The sequence below is a fragment of the Streptomyces sp. NPDC022910 genome, assembly GCF_055561075.1.
In genome coordinates this window covers 187,752-210,049 of the sequence record NZ_JBVHHL010000003.1, presented here as the reverse complement: position 1 = coordinate 210,049, position 22,298 = coordinate 187,752, and the positions used below count along the sequence as shown (strand labels likewise).

Annotated in this window: 22 protein-coding genes; 17 read left to right on the top strand and 5 right to left on the bottom strand. The window is 70.5% G+C overall.

Features of this window, described 5'->3' with window-relative positions:
• Positions 1-149: 149 nt before the first annotated feature.
• Positions 150-998 carry a FadR/GntR family transcriptional regulator gene (locus tag ACZ3TS_RS04325; RefSeq protein WP_467613550.1) on the bottom strand — a complete coding sequence of 283 codons (849 nt, stop codon included), beginning with the start codon at positions 996-998 and terminating at the stop codon, positions 150-152.
• A gap of 375 nt (positions 999-1,373) precedes the next feature.
• On the opposite strand from ACZ3TS_RS04325, the gene ACZ3TS_RS04320 reads away from it, so the two are divergent.
• From ACZ3TS_RS04320 to ACZ3TS_RS04295, 6 genes are all read left to right on the top strand, one after another.
• A complete protein-coding gene (locus ACZ3TS_RS04320) occupies positions 1,374-2,207 on the top strand; it encodes a fumarylacetoacetate hydrolase family protein (protein WP_467613549.1) in 834 nt (277 codons plus the stop codon).
• A gap of 1 nt (position 2,208) precedes the next feature.
• Positions 2,209-2,958 (top strand): SDR family NAD(P)-dependent oxidoreductase, encoded by a 750-nt coding sequence (locus ACZ3TS_RS04315; protein ID WP_467613548.1) that lies wholly within the window; start codon positions 2,209-2,211, stop codon positions 2,956-2,958.
• Positions 2,959-2,962: 4 nt separating this feature from the next.
• The gene (locus tag ACZ3TS_RS04310) at positions 2,963-3,286 is read left to right on the top strand and encodes an L-rhamnose mutarotase (RefSeq protein ID WP_467613547.1); all 324 of its coding nucleotides are present in this window, start codon (positions 2,963-2,965) and stop codon (positions 3,284-3,286) included.
• 123 nt (positions 3,287-3,409) lie between these two features.
• Positions 3,410-4,243, top strand: a complete 834-nt coding sequence (locus tag ACZ3TS_RS04305; RefSeq protein ID WP_467613546.1) for an amidohydrolase family protein — start codon at positions 3,410-3,412, stop codon at positions 4,241-4,243.
• Entirely contained in the window at positions 4,240-5,244 is a 1,005-nt protein-coding gene (locus ACZ3TS_RS04300) for an aldo/keto reductase (RefSeq protein ID WP_467613545.1), read from the top strand. The genes ACZ3TS_RS04305 and ACZ3TS_RS04300 overlap by 4 nt, the downstream gene beginning before the upstream one ends.
• Positions 5,219-5,662: a zinc ribbon domain-containing protein gene (locus ACZ3TS_RS04295; protein ID WP_467613544.1), complete on the top strand. Its 444-nt coding sequence runs from the start codon at positions 5,219-5,221 to the stop codon at positions 5,660-5,662. Before ACZ3TS_RS04300 ends, ACZ3TS_RS04295 begins: the two co-directional genes overlap by 26 nt.
• 74 nt (positions 5,663-5,736) lie before the next feature.
• On the opposite strand, the gene ACZ3TS_RS04290 is transcribed toward ACZ3TS_RS04295, so the two are convergent.
• Positions 5,737-6,927: a serine/threonine-protein kinase gene (locus ACZ3TS_RS04290; protein ID WP_467613543.1), complete on the bottom strand. Its 1,191-nt coding sequence runs from the start codon at positions 6,925-6,927 to the stop codon at positions 5,737-5,739.
• 700 nt (positions 6,928-7,627) lie between these two features.
• Here ACZ3TS_RS04290 and ACZ3TS_RS04285 point away from each other — a divergent pair.
• Both ACZ3TS_RS04285 and ACZ3TS_RS04280 read left to right on the top strand, forming a co-directional pair.
• The gene (locus tag ACZ3TS_RS04285) at positions 7,628-9,889 is read left to right on the top strand and encodes a peptidoglycan recognition protein family protein (RefSeq protein ID WP_467613655.1); all 2,262 of its coding nucleotides are present in this window, start codon (positions 7,628-7,630) and stop codon (positions 9,887-9,889) included.
• A gap of 342 nt (positions 9,890-10,231) precedes the next feature.
• Complete coding sequence (locus tag ACZ3TS_RS04280) at positions 10,232-10,651, top strand: hypothetical protein (protein WP_467613542.1); 420 nt, start codon at positions 10,232-10,234, stop codon at positions 10,649-10,651.
• A 41-nt stretch (positions 10,652-10,692) separates the two neighbouring features.
• Here the strand turns inward: ACZ3TS_RS04280 and ACZ3TS_RS04275 are convergent, their stop codons facing one another.
• On the bottom strand, positions 10,693-13,332 hold the full coding sequence (locus ACZ3TS_RS04275; RefSeq protein WP_467613541.1) for a SpoIIE family protein phosphatase: 2,640 nt from the start codon (positions 13,330-13,332) through the stop codon (positions 10,693-10,695).
• The gene (locus ACZ3TS_RS04270; protein ID WP_467613540.1) at positions 13,329-13,514 is read right to left on the bottom strand and encodes a hypothetical protein; all 186 of its coding nucleotides are present in this window, start codon (positions 13,512-13,514) and stop codon (positions 13,329-13,331) included. Before ACZ3TS_RS04270 ends, ACZ3TS_RS04275 begins: the two co-directional genes overlap by 4 nt.
• A 315-nt stretch (positions 13,515-13,829) precedes the next feature.
• On the opposite strand from ACZ3TS_RS04270, the gene ACZ3TS_RS04265 reads away from it, so the two are divergent.
• From ACZ3TS_RS04265 to ACZ3TS_RS04250, 4 genes are all read left to right on the top strand, one after another.
• Positions 13,830-14,126, top strand: coding sequence for a hypothetical protein (locus ACZ3TS_RS04265; RefSeq protein WP_467613654.1), 297 nt, complete (start codon positions 13,830-13,832; stop codon positions 14,124-14,126).
• 43 nt (positions 14,127-14,169) lie between these two features.
• Positions 14,170-14,604, top strand: a complete 435-nt coding sequence (locus tag ACZ3TS_RS04260; protein WP_467613539.1) for an archease — start codon at positions 14,170-14,172, stop codon at positions 14,602-14,604.
• 394 nt (positions 14,605-14,998) lie between these two features.
• Complete coding sequence (locus ACZ3TS_RS04255) at positions 14,999-15,427, top strand: DUF2267 domain-containing protein (RefSeq protein ID WP_467613538.1); 429 nt, start codon at positions 14,999-15,001, stop codon at positions 15,425-15,427.
• A 74-nt stretch (positions 15,428-15,501) separates the two neighbouring features.
• Positions 15,502-16,926, top strand: a complete 1,425-nt coding sequence (locus ACZ3TS_RS04250; RefSeq protein WP_467613653.1) for an RtcB family protein — start codon at positions 15,502-15,504, stop codon at positions 16,924-16,926.
• Between the two features lie 30 nt (positions 16,927-16,956).
• Here the strand turns inward: ACZ3TS_RS04250 and ACZ3TS_RS04245 are convergent, their stop codons facing one another.
• Positions 16,957-18,078 carry a pyridoxal-phosphate dependent enzyme gene (locus ACZ3TS_RS04245; RefSeq protein WP_467613537.1) on the bottom strand — a complete coding sequence of 374 codons (1,122 nt, stop codon included), beginning with the start codon at positions 18,076-18,078 and terminating at the stop codon, positions 16,957-16,959.
• A gap of 169 nt (positions 18,079-18,247) precedes the next feature.
• On the opposite strand from ACZ3TS_RS04245, the gene ACZ3TS_RS04240 reads away from it, so the two are divergent.
• The 5 genes from ACZ3TS_RS04240 (at position 18,248) to ACZ3TS_RS04220 (ending at position 22,048) form a co-directional block, all read left to right on the top strand.
• A complete protein-coding gene (locus ACZ3TS_RS04240; RefSeq protein WP_467613536.1) occupies positions 18,248-19,435 on the top strand; it encodes a DUF4190 domain-containing protein in 1,188 nt (395 codons plus the stop codon).
• Positions 19,436-19,582: 147 nt separating this feature from the next.
• Positions 19,583-20,335, top strand: a complete 753-nt coding sequence (locus ACZ3TS_RS04235; protein ID WP_467613535.1) for a GntR family transcriptional regulator — start codon at positions 19,583-19,585, stop codon at positions 20,333-20,335.
• 334 nt (positions 20,336-20,669) lie between these two features.
• On the top strand, positions 20,670-20,852 hold the full coding sequence (locus tag ACZ3TS_RS04230) for an SPOR domain-containing protein (RefSeq protein ID WP_467613534.1): 183 nt from the start codon (positions 20,670-20,672) through the stop codon (positions 20,850-20,852).
• A gap of 53 nt (positions 20,853-20,905) precedes the next feature.
• Positions 20,906-21,304, top strand: a complete 399-nt coding sequence (locus tag ACZ3TS_RS04225) for a (deoxy)nucleoside triphosphate pyrophosphohydrolase (protein ID WP_467613533.1) — start codon at positions 20,906-20,908, stop codon at positions 21,302-21,304.
• Between the two features lie 336 nt (positions 21,305-21,640).
• Entirely contained in the window at positions 21,641-22,048 is a 408-nt protein-coding gene (locus ACZ3TS_RS04220) for an ATP-binding protein (RefSeq protein WP_467613532.1), read from the top strand.
• The last annotated feature ends 250 nt before the right edge of the window (positions 22,049-22,298 follow it).

The following is a 22,298-nucleotide window of genomic DNA, read 5'->3' as shown; positions in this document are numbered from 1 at the left end:
GGCACGAATATTCGTGGAGAAACAGACGGTACAGACACAGGAATCCAATCGCCTGAATGAGATGACGTCCGGGAGCCCGCTCGTCCTGCGGGTTCCTCCGGCGTTGGGCGGCTCGGTCCGCGAGCCCGTGGTACCGGCGCGGTGCCGGTCTACGAGGCGGATGTCTCCGGGGACGACGGCTCGTCCGCGGCACCGGCGCTCCTCGGCGGCTGCGCCGGCGCCCCGGAGGCGCCGCGGCCGTCAAGATTGAACAGCCGGTCACGGATCTTGCGTTCGAACTGGCTCTGAGTGGTGGCGATGTGCTCCACCATCAGCTGCGTGGCGAGATCGGCCTCCCCCGCGGCGACCGCCTCAGCTATGGCGAGGTGCTGTCCTGCGGCTACTTCCAGTGACCCGGGAGCGTCACCGTGGAAGAGCAGCACGTCGGACTGTGACGCGAAACGCCGCACGTTGGCGACGCTCGCTCTCAGAAAGACATTGTGTGCGGCGGCGCCCACCGCGTCGTGGAACGCCGCGTCGGCCCTGGCGAAGGCGTACCCGTCTGCCGCCCGGGCCGCCTCCAGTGACGACTCGGCGCACTCCCGGACGGTACGGACCTCGATCGGCGTGGCGAGGGAGGCCGCACGGCGCGCCGTCTCCGACTCGATCACCGTCCGGTAGTCAAGCAGCATCAGGACGTGTTCCATGCTCGTCGGCCGGAAGTGCGAGAGCTGGTCGTCCACCAGCCCGCCGGTGGACTCGGCGACGAAGATGCCCGCGCCACGCCGCACACTCAGCCGGCCGATGGCGGCCAGGACCTTCACCGCCTCGCGGGTGACATTGCGGGAGGCGCCCAGGATCTCAGCCAGGCCCTGCTCCGTGGGCAGCCGGTCGCCGGCCCGCAGGTTCTGCTCGTCGATGTAGTTCAGCAGCTGCTCGGCGACCAGCTCATAGCCCGGCCGGTAGCGAGGCGACGCCTCGTCATCCCCTTCACCAGGGACCTGTGTTGCGGCTGCCACGGGGTGACCCTCCTCTTGCCTGTTTCACATTAATCAGGTTCATCGGTGAGGGTAACTATGACATCGGCGTTACGGACTGGAAAGAGTCTGAGGAGTTTTTTGTTCGTCCCCGCTTTGAAACGCCCGTCTATCATGACAAATCGGGAATCTCACTCGGAACTATTGCGCAGGAAGGGTCAGATCCTTATGGTCCTGCCTGTCGGATGAAGCAGATCCTTCGCGATGGAGATCACGCCGGCCCCGGGACGGGCGCTCGGCGCGGCTGCCATCAGGACCCGCATCCGGCTCGAGCCGCGATCGGAGCGCGGGGCCGTACGGCCCGGCGGCGCCCCATGCGGCGGGAATTCCGAGCGCGCACCCGTGGGAGAGACCCCTATGAGACTGGCACGGCACGGCACGGCAGGAGCCGAACGCCCCCTGATATCCGCGGCCGACGGACCGTGGCACGACCTGCGCCCCGTCGTCGCCGACCTGACGCCCGACACCCTTCCCACGGTCCTGGACGGCGTCGACCTCGACGCGCTGCCCGTGGTCGAGTCGCCCGGCCGGTTCGGACCGCCGCTGACCGGGATCGGGAAGATCGTCTGCATCGGGCTGAACTACCGGCAGCACGCCGCGGAGACCGGCGCCGCCGTCCCCGAGGAGCCCGTCGTCTTCCTCAAGACGCCGGACACCGTGGTCGGCCCCGACGACGAGGTCCTGATCCCCCGCCGCTCCCTGAAGACCGACTACGAGGTCGAACTCGCCGTCGTCATCGGCCGCGAGGCCCGCTATCTGCCCGACGAGGCCGCCGCTGCCGCGTGCGTGGCCGGTTACGCGATCAGCAATGACGTCTCCGAGCGCGAGTTCCAACTCGAACGCGGCGGCCAGTGGGACAAGGGCAAGAACTGCGAGACGTTCAATCCGCTGGGCCCCTGGCTGCTCACCGCGGACGAGGTGCCCGACCCACAGGCGCTCGGCCTGCGGCTGTCGGTCAACGGCGAGCCGCGCCAGGACGGCAACACCTCCGACATGATCTTCGGTGTGCACCACCTGATCCGGTATCTGAGCCACTTCATGGTGCTTCGTCCCGGTGACGTCATCAACACCGGTACCCCCGCGGGCGTCGCCCTGGGCCGGCCCGGCCTGCCCTACCTGCGAGCGGGCGACGTCGTGGACCTGGAGATCGACGGCCTCGGCCGCCAGCGGCAGACATTCGGGCAGGCCTGACATGGGTGCTTTCGACGGACTCAGGGCTCTGGTCACCGGCGGTGCCTCCGGCATCGGCCTTGCCACCGCCCGGTTGCTCGCCGCCGAGGGGGCCCGGGTGGCCGTGCTCGATCTGCAGGCCGCGCCCGAGGGCTTCACCGCTCACGTCCGGGCCGACATCGGCGACGACACCTCGATCAGGGACGGCGTCGGAGCGGCCGTCTCGGCCCTGGGCGGCCTGGACGTGCTGGTCAACAACGCAGGGATCGGCGCGCAGGGCGGCATCGAGGACAACCCCGACGAGGAGTGGCACCGCGTCCTGGACATCAACGTCCTCGGGCTGGTGCGGGTCACGCGCGCCGCGCTGCCCGCGCTGCGTGCCTCCGCCCACGCGGCGGTCGTCAACATCAGCTCGATCGCCGCGACGGCCGGCCTGCCGCAGCGGGCGCTGTACTCGGCCAGCAAGGGCGCCGTGCTGTCGCTGACCCGGGCGATGGCCGCCGACCTGCTGCCGGCCGGCATCCGGGTCAACGCCGTCAACCCCGGCACCGCCGACACACCGTGGGTCAGCCGGCTGCTGGACCGGGCGGACGACCCGGCGGCCGAACATGCGGCGCTGGCGGCCCGGCAGCCGCACGGCCGCCTGGTCAGCGCCGACGAGGTCGCCGCCGCCGTCGCCTATCTGGCCTCCCCGGCCGCCGCCTCCACGACGGGCACCTCCCTGGCCGTGGACGGCGGCATGGACGGACTGCGACTGCGGAAGGAGGGCTGAGCGGATGCAGCGCTTCGCCGCCGTGATCCGTCTGCGGCCCGAGAAGGAGCGGGAGTACCGCGAACTGCACGCCGCCGCGTGGCCGGGCGTGCTCGCGGCCCTCAAGCGGGCCAACATCGGCAACTACTCCATCTTCCTCCGGGACGGCCTGCTCTTCAGCTACCTCGAGTACACGGGGACCGACTACTCCACCGACACTGCGGCGATCGCCGCCGACCCGGTCTCCCGCGAGTGGTGGGAGTTGACCGATCCGTGCCAGCAGCCGCTGGACAGCGTGGCCGAGGGGCAGTGGTGGGCCCCCGCCGAGGAGGTCTTCCACCTCGACTGACGGCACGTGCCCGCCCCGGTCCGTGCCCACGCCGCCCCCGCGGAGGTCCGGCCCCGCTCCTTCGCTGACGGTGGGGGCCAGGAGCCCTCCCGACATCCGTCCACCGACCCCAAGGACCGAACGGTGCGCATCGACGCTCATCACCATCTGTGGGACCTCGCAGTGCGGGACCAGCCGTGGACCCGCGACCTGCCCACCCTGCGCCGCAGCTTCGCCACCGCCGAACTGCGACCGGCACTCGACCGGAACGCGATCGACGCCACTGTCCTCGTACAGACCATCGCCGTTGCGGAGGAGACCCCCGAACTGCTCGCCGTGGCCTCCGCAGACCCGCACGTGCGAGCGGTCGTCGGCTGGACGAGCCTGACCGACCCCGGCATCGCCGACCGCCTCGCGCGACTGCGCGAGCTGCCCGGGGGATCCGCGCTCGTCGGCATCCGGCACGGCATTCAGGACGAGGCCGACCCGGACTGGCCGGCGCGTCCCGAGGTGCGCCGCGGCATCAAGGCGGTGGGTGCCGCGGGCCTCGTCTACGACCTGCTCGTCCGGCCCGACCAACTGCCCGCCGCCGTCCGGACCGTACGCGAACTGCCCGACGTCCGCTTCGTCCTGGACCACGCCGGCAATCCGGTCGTCGGCACCGACGGCCTGACGCCGTGGACCTCGCTGCTGACCGAGTTGGCCGACTGCCCCAATGTCGCCGTGAAACTGTCCGGCCTGGTCACCCGGACCGCAGCCGACCCGGCCCGCGCTCTGCGTCCCTTCGCGGACGTACTGCTCGCGACAATGGGCCCGGGCCGCCTCATGTACGGCTCGGACTGGCCGGTCTGCCTGCTTGCCGCCGGATACGACGAAGTCCTGGCCGTCGCGGAGACGCTCACCGACCACCTGAACCCCGGCGAGCGCGAGGCGGTCTTCGGCACGACGGCCGCGCGCTGGTACGGGATCGCCGCGTGACGGCCCGCCGGCTCGGCCGTACGAGCGTCCGGGTCAGTGCACTGGGGTTCGGCGCCGCACCCATCGGCAATCTCTACGCCCCGCTCGACGACGACCAGGCGCGGGCCGCGGTCGAGGCCGCCTGGGACGCCGGTGTGCGCTACTACGACACCGCCCCGCACTACGGCCTGGGGCTGTCCGAACGCCGGCTCGGCGCGGCCCTCGCCCACCGGCCACGAGCGGAGTTCACCCTCTCCACCAAGGTCGGCCGCCTGTTGGAGCCACACCCCGCCCCCACCGGATCCGACCTGGCCGCAGGCGGCTTCGCCGTACCGGACACGCTGATCCGCCGCCCCGACTACTCGCGCGACGGCGTGCTGCGGAGCCTGGAGGGCAGCCTGACCCGACTGGGTCTGGACCGTGTGGACGTCGTCTACGTCCACGACCCCGACGATCACCTCGACGCGGCCATCGACCAGGCACTGCCCGCGCTGGTGGCCCTCCGCGACCAGGGCGTCATCGGAGCCGTCGGCGTGGGCATGAACGCCGTCGCTCCACTACTGCGGGTCGTCGCCGAAGCGGACGTGGACACCGTGATGATGGCCGGCCGGTGGACTCTCATCGACCGCACCGCACGCCCGCTGCTGGAGGCGTGCACGAAGCGAGGTGTCTCGGTGGTCGCCGCGGCCCCGTTCAACTCGGGCCTCCTCAGCCGGCCCTGCCCTCCCGACAACGCCACCTTCGACTACGGCCCCGTCCCCGACGCGGTGCTGCGTCGTGCCCGGCGCCTTGCCGACGTCAGCGCCCGGCACGGAACCGTCCTCCCCCATGCCGCCGTCCGCTTCCCGCTCCGCGACCCCGTAGTGGCCTGCGTGGTCGCGGGCTTCCGTTCCTCCGACGAGGTCACCTCCGCCGTCGCATGGGCCCGCACCGACCTGAGCGACGCGGCGTGGGCGGAGCTCGACGCGGTCGCGGAAGCGGCCGAGGACGGGCCCGGTGGTATCGGTGGCGACGGCGGGTAGGGCGGGTGACCTTTTTTCGCGGGCCCCGTTGGGAACACCGCCGGAAGATGGGCGACCCCGGACCGGCAGAAGGCACACGCGATCCGCGCCGAGTTCGCTAAAGTCGACGAGTCGATCAACACGATGCTGGACGGCCCAAGCCGGTGGACCTCGTCCAGGCCCTCGTCCCGCCGATGCCCTCGCGCGTGAACAGCGGGCCGGGGTGCCCCTGGTCTTCGTTGATCCCGGGTACACGTCGCAGACGTGCGCCAAGTGCGGCCACATCGACAAGCGAAACCGTGTCGACCAGGGGCTTTTCATCTGCCGGGGGTGCGGGGTCGTTGCCCACGCCGACCGGAATGCTTCCCACAACATCGCCACCCGTGGCGAGAGCGTGTGGAACGCGGGGCGTGAGTCACGCGCCCCTGCCACCCCATAGGGGTGTCTGGACGCAGGAGTCCACCCCAGCAGCCGGCTGGGCCCTACCTCCAAGCCCGGTCCTTCAGGGCCGGGTCAAGTTGACTCGTCGGATCCCTTGCCTTTTTCCTTCTTCTCGCCGTGCCTGCTCTTGCCGCCGTGGTCATCCTTTGGTGCAGCGGTGGCGGATGGGGTGATGGACGAAGGCTCCGTCGTAGGTGTCTCGTTGACAGCCGCTGTCGGTGTCGTCGCCGTCGTGGAAGACAGCGGGGTGGGGCTGCTGTGGCCGGGGTTCCCGTTCCACGAGGCTCCGATCGCGACCGCTCCGGCGAGGAGGGTGACGCCCGCGGCGCCCAGCACAGCCTTTCGTGACAGCTTGCGGCCGCTGCGCGGTTGTACGCGGGTGACATGCTCTGCTGTGGCCTGTTCCGCAGCGGTTGACGGAGCGACCTTCGGTGGCGCGGGGTCGAATTCTGCCTCGGCCGAGGTCTGTTGGCGGGCGTGGAGCCAGGCGGCTGCCTGGTCGGCGCCGGGGCGGTGCGCCGGGTCTTTGGCGAGCAGGTGCATGACGTAGTCGGCGAGCGGCGGCGGTATGTCGGGGCGCAGGTGCGAGGGTGGTGGTGGCAGGGCATCGACGTGCTGCTGCACCACGGCCAGCGAGGTGGTGCCGCGGAAGGGGGGATGGCCGGTGAGGAGTTCGTATAGCACGCAGCCGAGCGAGTAGATGTCGGAGGCGGGCTGTGCGGGGTGGCCCAGGGCGCGCTCGGGGGCGAGGTAGGCGGCGCTGCCGATGATTTTGCCGGTGGCGGTCAGAGTGCCGACGGCGTCGTCGGTGAACCGAGCGATCCCGAAGTCGGTGAGTTTCGCGATGCCGTCGGTGGTGAGCATGACGTTGGCGGGCTTGACGTCTCGGTGGACCACGCCCTGCCTGTGTGCGGCGGCCAGCCCGGCTGCCATCTGGGCCGCGATACCGGCTGCCTCAGTCGGGGTGAGTGCTCCGCGCAGGGAGCGTTCCTGGGACAGGTTCCGGCCGTCGACGAGTTCCATGACCAGGTAGGGCCGGCCGTCGTGGGAGCCGAAGTCGTACACACCGACGACGTTGGGGTGACTGAGGCGGCCTGCTGTCTGCGCCTCCATACGGAACCGCTCGAAGTCGGCGGCATCGTCGCCGTGCAGGACCTTCACCGCAACGGTGCGATGGAGGACCTGGTCGGCAGCCCGCCACACCTCTCCCATTGCGCCGCGTCCCAGCCGATCCTCCAGCTGATAACGGTCCGCCAGCAGCATCCGTGCCCCCACCCGACATCCGACAACACTCAACTATTTTTTGCAGTTCGTCACGATTTGGGCCGCGATGGGCCCACGCTACCCGTACCGGCGGAACGACGGCAGGCCGCCCCCGCGAGGGTTGCGCCGGGGCAGGCGGACGACGGGGGGATTGCATCCGCCTGCCCGGCGCGTGAGCTCCCGCGCAGGGGGGGAGCGCGGTGCCCGGGACCGGTAGGTCCACTGCCTACAGCGCATGGGGGCACCGAGGCGTCACTCGCGCGCTGAATGTGCCCGTCCCGAACAGGGGATGCACTGACGCCGTAGCGACCGGGGCAATGGCCGAGGTCGTCGCCGGAGCCCCGGCCGAGAGCCGGCGGCATGTCACGGCCGGGAAGGGCGGTCAGGCAGCTGCGCGCTCAGCGTCCGCGACGTCGGCCCAAGACCCCGGGCCTGGGAAGTTCGGGTTCGCCGCCGCTCCGGTTCGCTCCCGCAACACGGACAGCCATGGCGACCGAGCGGCACACCCGCGGCACTTGTAGTGATCTACGTCACTGTGGCCCGTTGGCCTGTGACGCTCGTCGGCCACGATGCGCTTGAGAGACAGGCCGCCTGTGTGACTGGCGTGCCTCATGTGACTCTTTTCTATGGCCTGGGTGGGCCTTCTGGGGGTGGATACGACGTGAGTCGTCGTACTTCGCATGCGTACAGACCGCTGAGCCTGAAGCGACGCGCGTGGCTGACGCTCGGGGCCGTGGTTCTGGGTGGTGGAGGCGTGGTGACCTATGCCGTCGCCAGCCCCTCCGACCCTGGCGCAACGGGCCGGGCCAAGCGGCCGGTGAAGGTCTACGACCTCGCGCTGAAAGGCACCGAAGCCGGAAGGCGGGAGCTGCCGCGCACGGACACCGAGCAGTTCTCGATGGTCGGCGTCTCCTGGACGGGTGCCGCCAAGCGGCTCGACGGCACGGTGCAGGTGCGCACCCACAGCCGTGAGAGCGGCGAGTGGAGCGGCTGGCAGGACCTCGAAGTGAACGTCGACCCGCTGGAGAACCCCGGCGCCCATGTACGTGGTGCGTCGGAGCCGCTGTGGGTCGGCTCCTCGGACGGTGTGCAGGTGCAGGTCGTCCGTAAGAACGGCACCACCGGCTCGCTGCCCAAGGGGCTTGAGGTCAACCTGGTGGACCCGGGGGTGGTGACCGCCGCGGAGACCAAGGCCACCGGCGGAGAGCCGGCCGCGTTCGTCGCCGAGACGAGTCCCGGCGCCACGCCCACCGACTCCGCCACACCCAGCGACGGCACCACCGCCACGCCGACGGACGGGCAGACCACCACCATGTCCTCGGCCCCCACCGACACCCCGCCCTCGGCCACCCCCACCGACTCGGGCTCCGCGTCCCCCTCGGCGAGCACCTCCGCGAGCCCGTCGGCCACCACGCCGTCCACCACGCCGTCCGCGCCGCCGTCCACCGTGCCCGAGCCACCGATCGTCGCACGCGCCGACTGGGGTGCGGACGAGTCGATCAGCCCCGAGGCGCCGGAGTACAACGCGGACGTGAAGGCCGTGTTCGTCCACCACACCGACGGAGCCAACGACTACTCCTGCGCCGACTCGGCATCGATCGTGCGGAGTATCTACGCGTACCACGTGCAGGTCGAGGGCTGGAAGGACATCGGCTACAACTTCCTCGTGGACAAGTGCGGCACCGTCTTCGAGGGCCGCAAGGGCGGTGTCGACCTGCCGGTGCTCGGCGCCCACACCTACGGCTGGAACCGGGAGTCCGCGGGCATCGCGGTGCTCGGTGACTACACCACCACCAGCGCCTCCAACGCCGCACTGGCCTCGGTCGCCCGCCTGGCGGCCTGGAAGCTCGGCCAGTACGGCGCCGACCCCGCCGGGACCACGCAGCTCACCGCGGGCGCCAGCCAGAAGAACTACTTCAGCACCAGCTTCACGGCGGGTAGCAAGTACACCTTCAACCGGATCTCCGGCCACCGCGACGGCTACAACACCCAGTGCCCCGGCAGCTCCCTCTACGCCCAGCTGCCGACCATCCGGACCTGGGCGGCCGGACCGGTGCAGGGTCTGAAGGCCACCTCGGTCGACGGCGCGGGCCTCTCGGGCTCGACGTACTACACCAAGGGCGCCATCACCGTGCACTGGACGGCGACCACGCCGTCCTCGCTCATCAAGAGCTTCCAACTGCTGGTCGACGGCAAGACCGTCGCCACCACCTCGGGCACCGCCACCTCCGCCGGCGCCACCCTGGCCCTGGGCAGCCACACCGTCGCCGTGCGGGCCGTGCACCAGTCCGGCAAGACCGCTACCAGCGCCGCGCTGAGCGTCGTGGCGGAGACGACCGCACCGACCTTCACCACCAGCCCGAAGCTCTCCCTGCGCACCGGCACCGTCAACACGAGCGCCGTTCCGGTCACCCTCAGCTGGAAGGCCACCGACGACAAGGCCCTGCGCTACGTGAAGCTGCTGTCCCCGACCACGGCCACCTTCGGTCCGACTACCACCAGCGCCAGCCGCACCGCCAATTCCGGCACGGCCACCACCTGGTCGATGCGTGCCTACGACTACGCCGGTAACTACCGCACGTCCTCACCGGCGTTCACCCCCATGATCCTTCAGGAGACCTCCGCCGCGAAGTCCGGCAGCTGGACCACTCGCTCCTCCACCAGCTACCTCGGCGGCAAGTCCTACTCCAGCGGTTCGAAGGGCGCCAGCCTCACCTGGACGTTCACCGGCCGCTCCGCAGCCTGGGTGGTTTCTCGCGCCTCCAGTTCCGGCCAGGCATACGTCTACGTCGACGGCACCAAGGTCTCCACCGTTGATCTGAAGTCCTCGACCACCCTCTACCGGCAGGCCACCTGGACCAAGACCTGGTCCAGCAGCGCCAAGCACACCATCAAGATCGTCGTCGTCGGCACCAGCGGCCGTCCCGCCATCACCACCGACGGGCTCGTCTACATCAAGTAACCCTCCACCCGCGGGGCGGAGGCACGCCATACCGACCGGCGCATGCGCCGGTCGCCGCGTCTGCCCCGCAATGCGACGTCGGCGTTCACGATCCGACGTGTCTGCGGCATCACCCGCTCCGCGTCGGCGCACCTCTCTCCAGATTTGGCGCGTCTGCGGCCGGGAGCGGGCGAACCAGACGCCGGTCCGCTGCCTCACAGTGGGAGTGGCAGCCGGGGAAGACAGCTGTCAGGGGCACATTCCCCGCTTGAGGGACGCTTCTTGGGCCTTCTCGTCGGCCATTGCGCTATGAGCCTGAGTGAACCCGAGTGAACATAAGTGAACCTGAGTGAAAGGGACAGCATGAGTCGGCTCCTTTGGGCCGAGGGTGTCAGGACGCAGTATTCGCTGATCTCGATTCGAGACTTCGGTACTGCCGACCACCCCGTGGCGCAGACAGGCGAGGAGGAGGTGATCTACGCGCCCGGCCAGATCTTTGTGGCGACGCGTGCCGATGTCGACGGGGATGTTCGTGTTGAGGTCTGGCTCGGTACACCCGGTCCCGACAGCGGGCGCGGCCTGCTCGATACCGTGATGAACTTCTCGTCGGGAATCATGTGCGTCACCGCTCCCGCCGAGGAAGACGACGAGTCACTTCGGCTGCCTGCGCCCGGGGCGTGGCGTGTGCGTGTCTGCGTGCAGGGCGAGCCTGAGCCGCACACCGTGTCTCTGTTCCTTCAACCCGGAGGGCAAACGGAAATCGGCGAATCGCTTCCCCTGTAGCCGAGACGCTTGCTGCTGCGACAGATCCAGTGGCGCGCCGGTCACCGCTCCTGAGAGTCCTCGGGTGGTAGGGGCTGTTGGGTCCAGATGGTCTTGCCGGTGGGTGTGTAGCGCGTACCCCAGTGCTCGGTCATCTGGGCGATGATGAACAGGCCCCGGCCTCCCTCGTCGTCGCTTGCGGCGTGGCGCAGGTTGGGGGTGGTGTGGCCCGTGTCGGAGACCTCGCAGATCAGGTTCCGGTCGCGGATCAGGCGCACCTGGATGAGGCCGCCGACGTAGCGGATGGCGTTGGTGACCAGTTCGCTGACGATGAGTTCGGTGGTGAAGGCCAGGTCGTCCAGCCCCCAGTCGCGGAGTTGCTTGCTGACGCTCGTGCGGAGGGAGGCGACCGCCGCCGGATCCGCGGCCAGTTCCCACTGGGCGAACTTGTTCCGGTCGAGCAGCCGTGTGCGGGCCAGGAGCAGCGTCGCGTCCTCGTCCACCGGCCCGGGCAGCAGGGTGGCCACGGCCCGGTCGCACAGCTCTTCCAGGGGCTGCCGGTGATCGGCGAGGCTCTGGGCGAGCCGGTCGAGCCCGGCGTCCTGGTCGTCGGCCGCCTGGAGAAGGCCGCCCGTGAAGAAGACGAGCAGACTGCCTGGCGGGAGTGGCAGTTCGGTGCTCTCGTAAGGCGGGCCACCTACTCCCAGCGGCGGACCGGGCGGCAGCTCCGGAAAGTCGACCACGCCCGTGTGCGGATCGACGACCGCCAGCAGCGTCTGCCCCGCCCGTGCCAGGCTGCAGTGTCCCGAGACCGGGTCGTACACCGCGTACAGGCAGGTCACCCCCAGGGCCTCGTCGGCCTGCGGCCTCCCGAGGCCGGGGATGTGGCCTGCGCCGCGCTCGTGCGCTGTCTGCTCGACCAGGTCGTCCAGACGGGACAGCAGTTCGTCCGGGGCCAGGTCCAGCCGGGCCAGGACCCGCACGCCCGTGCGCAGGCGACCCATGGTGGCGGCGGCGCGCAGGCCGTGGCCGAGCACGTCGCCGACGACCAGGCCGCCGCGGGTGCCCGACAGCGGGATGACGTCGAACCAGTCACCGCCCACGCCGGACCCACTGTCGGCCGGCAGGTAGCGGTACGCGGAGTCGAGCGCGGAAAGCGGCGGCAGACGGTGCGGAAGCAGGCTCCGCTGGAGTTTGAGGGCCGCGGTGTGCCCACGGGTGATCACCAGCATCAGCACGAAGCCGAGCAGCAGGGCCCCCAGGCCCACGACCGTGACCCCGCCCGCCGGTCCGATCAGAGGCAGGTCGACGGTGGTCGCGCCGTAACCGGGGTCGGCGTAGACGAAGGTGGCGTAGACGAAGAGACAGAGCATTGTCAGCCCGCCCAGCCCCGGCAACACCCCCCTGTACACCAGGTCCCTGACGCTGTGGGTGAGGACCTTGCGGTGGTACCAGAGGCACGCGAAGCCGGTCAGGCCGTAGTAGAACGTGATCGCGAGGCCGACCGAGCTCACCGAGTCGGCCAGGATGTCCCGGCTGAACGAGGTCAGAAGGACCAGGACGACGATCGAGACCGTTCCCATGCCGATCGTCGACCAGGTCGGGGTGAGGAACCTGCGGTGGACCCGGGCGAACCGGGAGGGCATGGCCTTGTGGACCGCCATGGAGAAGACGGTCCGGGCCAGGGGCAGGATGGTCGTCTGCGTGGAGGCCAACGCCGAGGTGAGCACCATCAGGATCAGCAGTCTGGACAGGAACAGCCCCGGGCCGTCGCTGCCGAAGACAGCGTTTCCCAGCCCGGAGAGTACATCGCCCGCATGGCCGAGGTTGCCCAGCCCGATGCCCGAGGTGCCGACCCCGGCGAACGCCTGCGCCGACGTGGACACCAGTCCGTAGGTGATCAGGAGCAGCACGGTGGAGGCGACCGCGGCGCGCCCTGGGATGCGCGTGCTGTCGGCGGTCTCCTCGTTGACCGAGACGGAGGTGTCCCAGCCCCAGTAGATGAAGACCGCGGCGAGGAGGCCGGAGGTCAAGGCCTTCACCGAGGACACCTCGAAGGGGTTGAACCATGATGCGGACACGTGCACTGCCGTGGGAGGGGGACCGGTGTAGACCCTGACCAGGGCGGTGACGGCCAGCAGGAGCAGTACCGCGACCTCCAGGCACAGCAGCCAGCGCTGGACGGCGGCCGAGACTTCGATGCCGATGTAGCAGATCGCGGTCATCACGGCGATCCAGCCGACGCCCGCCACGGTGGTCCACAGCCGGTTCGCCGCCAGCCCGTCGTAGCCCAGCAACTGGAAACCGTAGATGCCGGCGATCTCGGCGAGGTTCGTCATGACGAGGATGTCGGCGACGATGAGGCCCCAGCCGCCCATCCAGCCGGTGCGCGGACCGAAGGCGCGGGTTGCCCACGTGAAGGTGGTCCCGCAGTCGGCGTTGCTCGCGTTGAGCTCCCGGTAGGAGTACGCGATCAGCAGCATCGGGACGAACGCCAGCATGGTGACGATCGGGGCCTGCAGCCCGACGGCCGCCACGATGAGGCCGAGCGTGGCGGCGAGGCTGTAAGCCGGGGCTGTGGAGGCCAGACCGATGACCACCGACGAGAACATGCCCAGGGCGCACTTCTTGAGCCCTTTCCGGCCGGCCCCCGTGCCGGGAGCGGGGCGGCCGGCGGGCACGGTACCGCCAAAGAGCCTCACGCCTGATTCCAACTCCGGGCCGCGCCCGTCCGCAACACCACCCGACCGCCGGGCAGCCGGGCGTCGTACGACCTGGCCGCACGGACGTCCGCCGTCGTCACCGCCCCCGGGCCCCCTGCCCGGGGCACCGCATCGCCGGGCAGGGGGCCGGGCCCGGCGAATCCGGCCACGCGTTCGTGCATGGGGGATGGTCCCTCCTGCCGTGACTGCTCCCTGTACATCAGGACGAGTCGGGTGTGCGGCACCGCCACCCACCTTGCGCCTTGTGCGGGAAATTCACAACAAGTGCGTCTTTCCGCCGTCCTGGCACTATGGATCTACTTTTGGGTCACCCCAGATCCAGACCCCGGCCGGGTGACGGCGCCGCCCCGGGGCCTGCCCGGGGCGGCCAGGGTCTCCGCTGTCCTTCCGGGTTCCGCAGGCGGACGATACGCAGTAGCAGGTATCACGGCGCTGTCGGACGAGGCGCCCGCGTTCATGAGGAGAGGCTGATGGTCATGCTCTGGGCATCATGGACGACGACGGGGGTGTTCGCCGGGCGGGGAGGTGCCCGTACCGACGAGGCCGGGATCATGACCGGCGACCTGACCGTGCACACCACCTGGGACGGCAGTCAGGCCGATGTTGCGGTCCAGTACAGCGGCGGCTCGCAGTGGTTCACCCTCGCCGGAAGTCCGGTGCCGTGCCTCTCCGAGGAGGACAGCCGCCACCTGCACCAGGAGGTGGTGGAAGCCGTGAGGGCCGGCGGCGGCGCCACCGTTCCGCGCCACCACGAGCAGGGGGGACGGCCCTGATCGCCGTCGGCAGACGGCCCGGAATCGCTGAGGCAGGTGTGTGATGCGGCGGGAGAACCCGATCCGGCGCGGCGGTCACCGCAGCGTTCCGCACACCGCGGACCTGCGGGTCGAGGCCTGGGGCACGACCCGTGAGGAGTGCCTGGCCCAGGCCGTTCGGGGTGTCTGTGAGTCGTTCCTGGACCTGACGGGGGCCGCCGGTGTCCGCACCCGGGACGTGCTGGTGCGGGCCGAGAGCGACGAGGACCTGCTGGTGACCCTGCTGGAGGAGGTCGTGTACCGGCTCGACACCGAGGGCGAGGTCCCGGTCGACGTGGAGCTGAGCCCGGCCGAGGGGGGTCTGCGCGCCGGGCTGCGCATGGCCGACGCCGACTCGCTCCCGGTGACGGGCGCCGTACCCAAGGCGGTCACCCTGCATGAGCTGGACATCGCCGCCGGGCCCCATGGCTGGACCTGTTCAGTGACGCTCGACGTCTGAGTGAGGTCCGGGGGACGTCAGAGCGATGGCTGAGCGACGGCAGAGCGACAACGGTACGAGATCGGCGCGAGGTCGCAGCCGGCGTCCGAGCCCGGCCGGGGCCGCATTCCTCTGCCTGCCCGCGAGGTCCTCGGCCCACCCGAGCGGCGGCGCGGCTGCCGACCGGTTTCCCGCGCAATACCATGGACGTCAGAGGACAGGGACGAAGAGAAGCAGTTGCATGCGACGCCTTCGGCCCCTGCGGCACGGGCCACAGGCCACCACCGGCAGGCGCCGCCCGCATGCTCGTCGACTTCTCCGTCCCCGGCCGTCGCGGTGTCGAACACCGCCCGCGCCAAGGCGCCGCATCCCGTGAAGTGCATGGACGCCACCGGCAGACCGGAAGGGAAGATTCATGTCCGTCACACACCCGCCCGACTTCGAGCGCACCATCCACACGGCGAACATCTGGCTGAAATCGGTGTCCGAGGCGCTGGGAACCGAGGACCGCCACCTGGCCCACCGGGTACTGCGCACCTGGTTGCACACGCTCCGGGACCGGCTCACCGTCGATGTGGCCGCCCACTTCGCCGCGCAGCTCCCCGAGTTGATGCGAGGTGCCTACTACGACGGCTGGGATCCCAGCATCGTGCCGATCAAGTACGACCGCGAGGGCTATGTGAACCGCTTCTCGCACGAGGCCAAGATCACCCCCGAGGAAGTCCCCCGCGTTGCCGCCGCGGTCACCATCGCCGTACGCGACCACGTCTCGCCCGGAACACTGGAGTCGGCGCTGGAACAGGTCCCGCACGACATCCGGGAGCTCCTCCTCCAGCTGGCCTGACGGCGCCGGAGCCGGGGCGCGGGCGGGCGGCACCCCGGCGACGGGACGAAGGCCGGCCGACGGACGTGACCGGAATGGACATCACGCTGGTGCCGGAGGGCCCGTTCCGGTTCCGCATGGACCGGTGCGACCCGATGCGCGTGCCCGGGGTTGTCTTCGCGACGCGGGAACTGCTGCCCCAGACGGCCGGGGACAAGGCGCTCGAGCAGGTCGCGAACGTCGCGACGCTGCCCGGTATCGTCCGTGCCTCGTTCGCCATGCCCGATGTGCACTGGGGATACGGCTTCCCGATCGGCGGCGTCGCCGCCACGGACATCGACGCCGGCGGGGTCGTCTCGCCCGGCGGCGTCGGATTCGACATCTCCTGCGGTGTGCGGCTGCTCGCCGCCGGTATCGACCGAGAACCCCTGGGCCCGAGGATGCGCAGGCTGATGGACGTCCTCGGTGACACGGTTCCGCGCGGCGTGGGGCGTGGCGGTCTGTGGAAGCTGTCCGGCCGCGCGCAGATGGAGGAACTCCTGGTCGCCGGTGCCGGATACGCGGTGGAGCAGGGGCACGGCGTGCCGCGTGACCTGGAGCGCTGCGAGGACCGCGGGGCGCTGGCGGAGGCCGATCCGTCGCAGGTCGGGCAGCGGGCCGTGGCCCGGGGGCTCCAGCAGGTGGGCAGCCTGGGCTCGGGCAACCACTTCCTGGAGGTACAGGCCGTGGACCGGGTGTACGACGCCGACACCGCGGCGGCCTTCGGTCTGCACGTCGGCCAGGTGTGCGTCATGATCCACTGTGGCTCGCGCGGCCTGGGGCATCAGGTGTGCAGCGACCACGTCCGTGTCATGGACCAGTCCCTGCGCGCGTTCGGCATCCACGTCCCGGACCGACAGCTGGCCTGCGCGCCCGTCGTCTCCACACCGGGCCGTGCCTACCTCGGGGCGATGGCGGCCGCCGCCAACTACGGCCGCGCCAACCGGCAGTTGCTCACACAGGCCGCGCGTCGCGCCTTCACCACCGCTGCCGAGACGGGACTCGACCTGGTCTACGACGTCTCCCACAACACCGCCAAGATCGAGACCCATGAGGTGGACGGCACACCGCGCCGGCTGTGCGTCCACCGCAAGGGCGCCACCCTTGCGCTCCCGCCCGGCCACCCCGACCTGCCCGAGGACCTCGCGGCCTTCGGGCACCCCGTACTGGTTCCCGGCACGATGGGTACGGCCTCGTACGTGATGGTCGGCGCCGTCGGCAACGACGCGTTCTCGTCCGCCGCCCACGGCGCGGGGCGCGTGTGGAGTCGTCATCAGGCGCTGCGCCGGGTCCGTGGCGAGCAACTGCGTGACGAGCTGGAGTCCCAGGGCATCTCCGTCCGGCCCTCTTCGTGGCGCGGGCTCGCCGAAGAGGCCCCCGAGGCCTACAAGGACGTCGACGTGGTCGTCCTTGCCGCCGAGGGGGCGGGACTGGCCCGACTCGTGGTGCGCCTGGTGCCGCTCGGCGTCGTCAAGGGTTAGCCACGGAGGTGCGCAGGTCCCGCGCCGGCCTCAGGCGCCGGACGGTCCGCCGCCGGCCAGCCCCGTCTTCAGGCCGGCACCGCACAGCGGTACCACCGCGCTGCGTTCCCCCAGCACCCCCTCGCGTACCGCCGCCCAGCTCACCACCCCGGTCGACTCCACGTACAGGCCCCGGGAGGCGAGGTCCCGTTGGGCGTGGCGGATCTGATCCTCCGTCACGGTGAGGAACCTGCCGCCCGACTCGCGGACCGCGCGCAGGATCTGGCGGGCCCGGGGCGGCCTGGGGATCGCGATGCCCTCGGCGAACGTGGGGGCAGTGTTGGTGGCGTCCGCCAGGTCGTCGGCGCTCTCCTCCCACGCGCGCGCCAGCGGCGCGACCGCCGCCGCCTGCACGGCGTACAGCGCCGGGCGGCGCTCGATCAGCCCTGTCGTGTACAGCTCGGCGACGGCCAGGGCCGTGCCGAGCAGCAGCGTGCCGTTGCCGACGGGCAGGACGAGTACGTCCGGGAGCCGGCCGCCGAGGTCCTCCCACAGTTCGTGGGCGTACGTCTTCGTGCCGTGCAGGAAGTACGGGTTGAAGACGTGCGACGCGTAGAACACCTCCGGGGCGTCCGCCGCCTCGCGTGCCGCCCGCGCCGCCGCCTCGCGGTCGCCGTCGACCACATGCACCCGTGCCCCGTGCGCCCCGATCTGCTCCAGCTTCTTGGGCGAGGTTCCCTCGGGGACGTACACCGTGCACGGCAGTGCGGCGCGGGCGCAGTACGCGGCGATCGCCGTGCCCGCGTTGCCGCTGCTGTCGGCGACCACCTGCCGCGGCCGCAACCGCAGCGCCAGCTCGGCCAGCAGCACCGCGCCCCGGTCCTTGAAGGACAGTGTCGGCATCAGGAAGTCCAGCTTGGCCGAGATGCCGTCCGTCAGCTCCACGACCGGCGTACGGCCCTCTCCGAGGCTGATCGAGGGGGCCGCCAGCGGCAGCGTCTCCGCGTACCGCCACAGTGAGTTCACCCGTCCACCGAGGGACTTGAGCGGAGCGGGGGTCGGCGCGAAGTCCAGGTCCAGTGGGCCGCGACAGACGGGGCAGCACCAGGCGAGCGACCCGGCGGAGACGCGCGTGCCGTCCACCGGGCAGTAACAGTCCGGCAAAGGTGTCATACGAGCAGGGTAGTTGTCCGGTTAGTGGAAATATTTTTGGTTTTGCGCGTGGCGTCTGCCCTGTGCCCGGGTTCATCGAGCACCTCGCATTCCGCCCCCACATCCGCCGCCCCTACCATGCGCCTCGTACATCAGTTCTGCGCACTCCGGACGAGGAGCCACGGTACCCGTGTCCATACCCCCGCCCCCCGGGCCCCAGCAGCCCGGGGGTCCCTACGCGCAGGGTCCCCATCAGCAGCCGTACGGCAACGGGTTTCCCTACCAGCCATGGGGACAGGGGTACTCCCCGTACAACCGCCCGGCTCCGGTCAACGGGCTTGCGGTCACCGCGCTCGTGCTCGGCATTCTGTGCTTCCTGCCCGGCGTCGGGCTGGTCCTCGGTCTGATCGCGCTCGCGCAGATCAAGCGGCGCGGTGAGCGCGGCCGGGGCCTTGCGATCGGCGGCATCGTGATGTCCTCGATCGGGCTCGCGCTGTTGGTCCTCGCCTTCGCCACAGGCGGCGCGCACGAGTTCTGGGAAGGTTTCAAGGACGGGGCGCGTGACGCGCGCGGCAACGGTGTGACCTTCTCCGTGAAGAAGGGGGAGTGCTTCAACACACCGGGAGATTCCCTCGAGGGCGAAGCCTACGACGTCGACAAGGTGCCCTGCTCCGGCGAACACCAGGCCGAGGTCTTCGCCAACTTCACGCTGCCGGAAGGCGGTTACCCCGGCGACGCCACGATCGGCAAGAAGGCCGACGACAAGTGCTACGCGCTCCAGTCGGCGTACGCCATGGACTCCTGGGCGATCCCCGACGACGTCGACGTCTACTACTTCACCCCCACCCGCGAGAGCTGGGCCTACGGCGACCGCGAGGTCACCTGCATGTTCGGCAACACCGACGAGAAGGCCACCCTCACCGGCGTCCTCCGCCGCGACGCCACGACCCTCTCCGGCGACCAGGTCGCCTATCTGCGGGCGGACGGCGTCCTGTACGGGGCGCTGGACACCGCGCCTGATGCCGAGTACGTCGAGGACGACCTGCCGGGCCACAAGAAGTGGGCGGCGCGGGTCGTCGCGGCGCTGGCCGACCAGACCCGACAGCTGCGCGCCCACACGTGGCAGGGCGGAGCGGGGCAGCCCGTCGCCGGCCAGGCAAGGGCCCTGGACCAGGCCCGCGAGGAATGGCGGAAGGCCGCGGACGCGGCCGACGCCGACACCTTCTACACCCACTACGACCGGGGCAGCGCACTTCTGGAAGGTCGCGCGGCGGTCACCGCCCGCGAGGCTCTGGGCCTTGCCACGACTCCCCCGTCGCGCGACACGGGCGACAGCGGGGACGGCGGCGGGGGTACGGACGGCGGAAAGCAGGTGTGACGGCGGCTACAGCGGGGAGAAACTGCCTGCGTGAAGCCCTCGGCCGAGCCGAGTCATCACATCGAGTGATTCCTTGGCCCGTGCTTGCATAGCACAACCCACGGTTGCCAGGCTGTTGCTGTCTGTACAAACTGATGGGAGCGGCCAGTGACTTTCGGTGAGCAGCCGGCGTATCTGCGTGTTGCGGGTGATCTCCGCAAGAAGATCGTCGACGGTCTGCTGCCACCGCACACCCGCCTCCCGTCCCAGGCCCGCATCCGCGAGGAGTACGGCGTCTCGGACACGGTCGCCCTGGAGGCGCGCAAGGTGCTGATGGCCGAGGGGCTCGTCGAGGGCCGCTCCGGGTCGGGCACCTACGTCCGGGAGCGGCCGGTGCCGCGCCGGGTGGCCCGCTCCGGGTTCCGGCCGCAGACCGGCGCCACCCCGTTCCGCCAGGAGCAGGCGGACGCCTCGGCGCGGGGCACCTGGGAGTCGCACAGCCGGCAGACGGAGGCGAGCGGAGCCATCGCCGAGCGGCTCGCCATCCCGCCGGGCGCCCGCGTGATGTGCACGAAGTACGTGTTCCGCGACGCGGGCGAGGCGATGATGCTCTCCACGTCGTGGGAGCCGCTCGCCGTGACCGGCCGCACCCCTGTGATGCTGCCCGAGGAGGGGCCGCTCGGTGGCATGGGCGTCGTCGAACGCATGGCGGCCATCGACGTGATCGTGGACAACGTCACGGAGGAGGTCGGCGCCCGCCCCGGCCTCGCGGAGGAACTGCTGGCGCTGGGCGGTGTCCCCGGTCATGTGGTGCTGGTCATCCAGCGGACGTACTACGCCTCGGGTCGCCCGGTGGAGACGGCGGACGTCGTGGTGCCGGCGGACCGTTACCGGGTGGCGTACCACCTGCCGGTGAAATAGCGGCGTACCACCGCTCCCCAAGTTCCCCCGACCCTCACCGAATCGGACATTTCGTCCGCCAGGCGGCATGAGCTCCGCCGCGGTTGCAATCCGGCCGTTCTCCCGGTGGCCATCCGCGTGCGCTCCCCGCCGCTTCGGGTGCAGCGGGGGCGTACTGGACGGCGCGTCCGACGGCGTGCGCCCCTCCCGGCATGGCTGGTTGCGTACCTCTTTGTGAAAAGCCGTGTTCGCTGCGTAAAGGTAAGGCGTAGGCTCGGGCATATGCTCAGTGCGGTTTCCTTGGTGGGCGGGGCGGGGCGGGGCGAGAGCCGGGGACGGGAAGTGGAGGGGCGCGATGAACGACAGCACAGTCACTCTCCCCTGGCTCGTCGTACGGCAGGACGACAACGGCAACCGCTACCGCGTGGGCAGGTACGCGACCCGCGCCGAGGCGCAGAAGATCGTGGACAGCCTCGACGACCGCGGCCACAAACAGCTCTACTGGGTCGAGCGCATCGGGCAGAACGGAGGGAAGTGAGGGGTCCGGCCTCAGGTGTGTGATCCTTCGCGCGCTCCCGTAGGCTCCGGCGCATGACGTGCCCCATCGTGGTGGTGGGAGCCGCCCTGGTGACCGGCGGCCGCCTCCTTGCCGCCCGCCGCAGCGCGCCGGCCGAGCTCGCCGGACGCTGGGAGCTGCCCGGCGGCAAGGTCGAACCCGGCGAGACCCCCGAGCACGCCCTGGTGCGCGAGCTGCGCGAGGAACTGGGCGTCACGGCGGAGCCCGTGGAGCGCGTACCGGGGGAGTGGCCCCTGAAGCCGGGATACGTCCTGCGTGTCTGGACCGCGCGCCTCCTGGAAGGTGCCCCCGAGCCCCTCGAGGACCACGACGAGCTGTGCTGGCTCACCCCCGACGAGCTCTGGGACGTGGACTGGCTCGACCAGGACGTGGCGGCGGTCAAGGCGGTCCTGACCGTCTGGAAGCGGTGCTGACCATCTCCCAGGGCGTGGTGTGCGAAGTCGTGCCGAACGCGCCGAATACATGGAGTCGGTGAAAGCTGTGGCCTTGTTGTGTGCGGGCTTCCGACGTGTGCAGGCCTGAATTCGTGGTTCCGACGTGCACGAAAGCCGTGCTGGGAACCCTGGCACACCGGTTTCCGGGCGAGTAAGAGCTGAGGCTGCCGGGGTGTGTGATGCTCCAGGGGCTGGCGCCCCATACGCCGCTCGTGCCACAGTGCGCCCTAGTGCGCGGTAAGGCGCTGGTGATATCGGGTATGTGCCCATTAACCCCACGAAACCGGATGAGGGTGGGCTTCTGGGCCCTGGGAAGTGATCGGCGTGCTCGACAGCCATGGCGAAAGCGCCGAGTGGACGTTCCCTGCTGACCCCAGTGCGGTACGGACAGCTCGCGCCGTAGTCCGTGGCAAGCTGCGCACCTGGGGGCTCGACGAGCTCGGGGACGTCACCGCGTTGCTGGTCAGCGAGCTGGTGACCAATGCGCTGCGGCACGCCGCGGGACCCATCGGAGTGCGTCTGACACACACCGGCGGTGCTGCCCCCTGTCTCCTCGTCGAGGTCTCCGACCCGCTCCCCGAACCGCCGCGCAAGCGCACCGCCCACCATGACGACGAGGACGGCCGCGGACTCCAGTTGGTCGCGCACTCCTCGCGCCGCTGGGGCACCCGGCCGGCGAACTCCGGCAAGACGGTCTGGTTCGAGCTCGCGGTTCCCGGCTGAGCACGGCCCACGGTCCACGGTGGAGCCTCTGGTGCGGCGCGCGGCTGACCGGACGCGCACGCGGACCGACGAGATCAGGCCACGGAGCAGGACGGAAGTCTTGGGTTCGAGGGGGCACCACCTGGTTAGAAGACTGGGAGTATGGCGCGGCCGGTCCTAAAGCCATCGGGACCGTGCTGTGATCGTGAACACCGTGTTGTGCGGCGCCGTAGTGCTGGATACTGCGGGCAGCCGCCCCCGGTGACCGGTG

Bases quoted from the DNA above. Each gene is read 5' to 3' on its own strand.
- ACZ3TS_RS04320 (WP_467613549.1), top strand. From the start codon at position 1,374: ATGAGACTGGCACGGCACGGCACGGCAGGAGCCGAACGCCCCCTGATA.
- ACZ3TS_RS04315 (WP_467613548.1), top strand. From the start codon at position 2,209: ATGGGTGCTTTCGACGGACTCAGGGCTCTGGTCACCGGCGGTGCCTCC.
- ACZ3TS_RS04310 (WP_467613547.1), top strand. From the start codon at position 2,963: ATGCAGCGCTTCGCCGCCGTGATCCGTCTGCGGCCCGAGAAGGAGCGG.
- ACZ3TS_RS04290 (WP_467613543.1), bottom strand. From the start codon at position 6,927: ATGCTGCTGGCGGACCGTTATCAGCTGGAGGATCGGCTGGGACGCGGC.
- ACZ3TS_RS04280 (WP_467613542.1), top strand. From the start codon at position 10,232: ATGAGTCGGCTCCTTTGGGCCGAGGGTGTCAGGACGCAGTATTCGCTG.
- ACZ3TS_RS04270 (WP_467613540.1), bottom strand. From the start codon at position 13,514: ATGCACGAACGCGTGGCCGGATTCGCCGGGCCCGGCCCCCTGCCCGGC.
- ACZ3TS_RS04265 (WP_467613654.1), top strand. From the start codon at position 13,830: ATGCTCTGGGCATCATGGACGACGACGGGGGTGTTCGCCGGGCGGGGA.
- ACZ3TS_RS04260 (WP_467613539.1), top strand. From the start codon at position 14,170: ATGCGGCGGGAGAACCCGATCCGGCGCGGCGGTCACCGCAGCGTTCCG.
- ACZ3TS_RS04255 (WP_467613538.1), top strand. From the start codon at position 14,999: ATGTCCGTCACACACCCGCCCGACTTCGAGCGCACCATCCACACGGCG.
- ACZ3TS_RS04250 (WP_467613653.1), top strand. From the start codon at position 15,502: ATGGACATCACGCTGGTGCCGGAGGGCCCGTTCCGGTTCCGCATGGAC.
- ACZ3TS_RS04245 (WP_467613537.1), bottom strand. From the start codon at position 18,078: ATGACACCTTTGCCGGACTGTTACTGCCCGGTGGACGGCACGCGCGTC.
- ACZ3TS_RS04230 (WP_467613534.1), top strand. From the start codon at position 20,670: ATGAACGACAGCACAGTCACTCTCCCCTGGCTCGTCGTACGGCAGGAC.
- ACZ3TS_RS04225 (WP_467613533.1), top strand. From the start codon at position 20,906: ATGACGTGCCCCATCGTGGTGGTGGGAGCCGCCCTGGTGACCGGCGGC.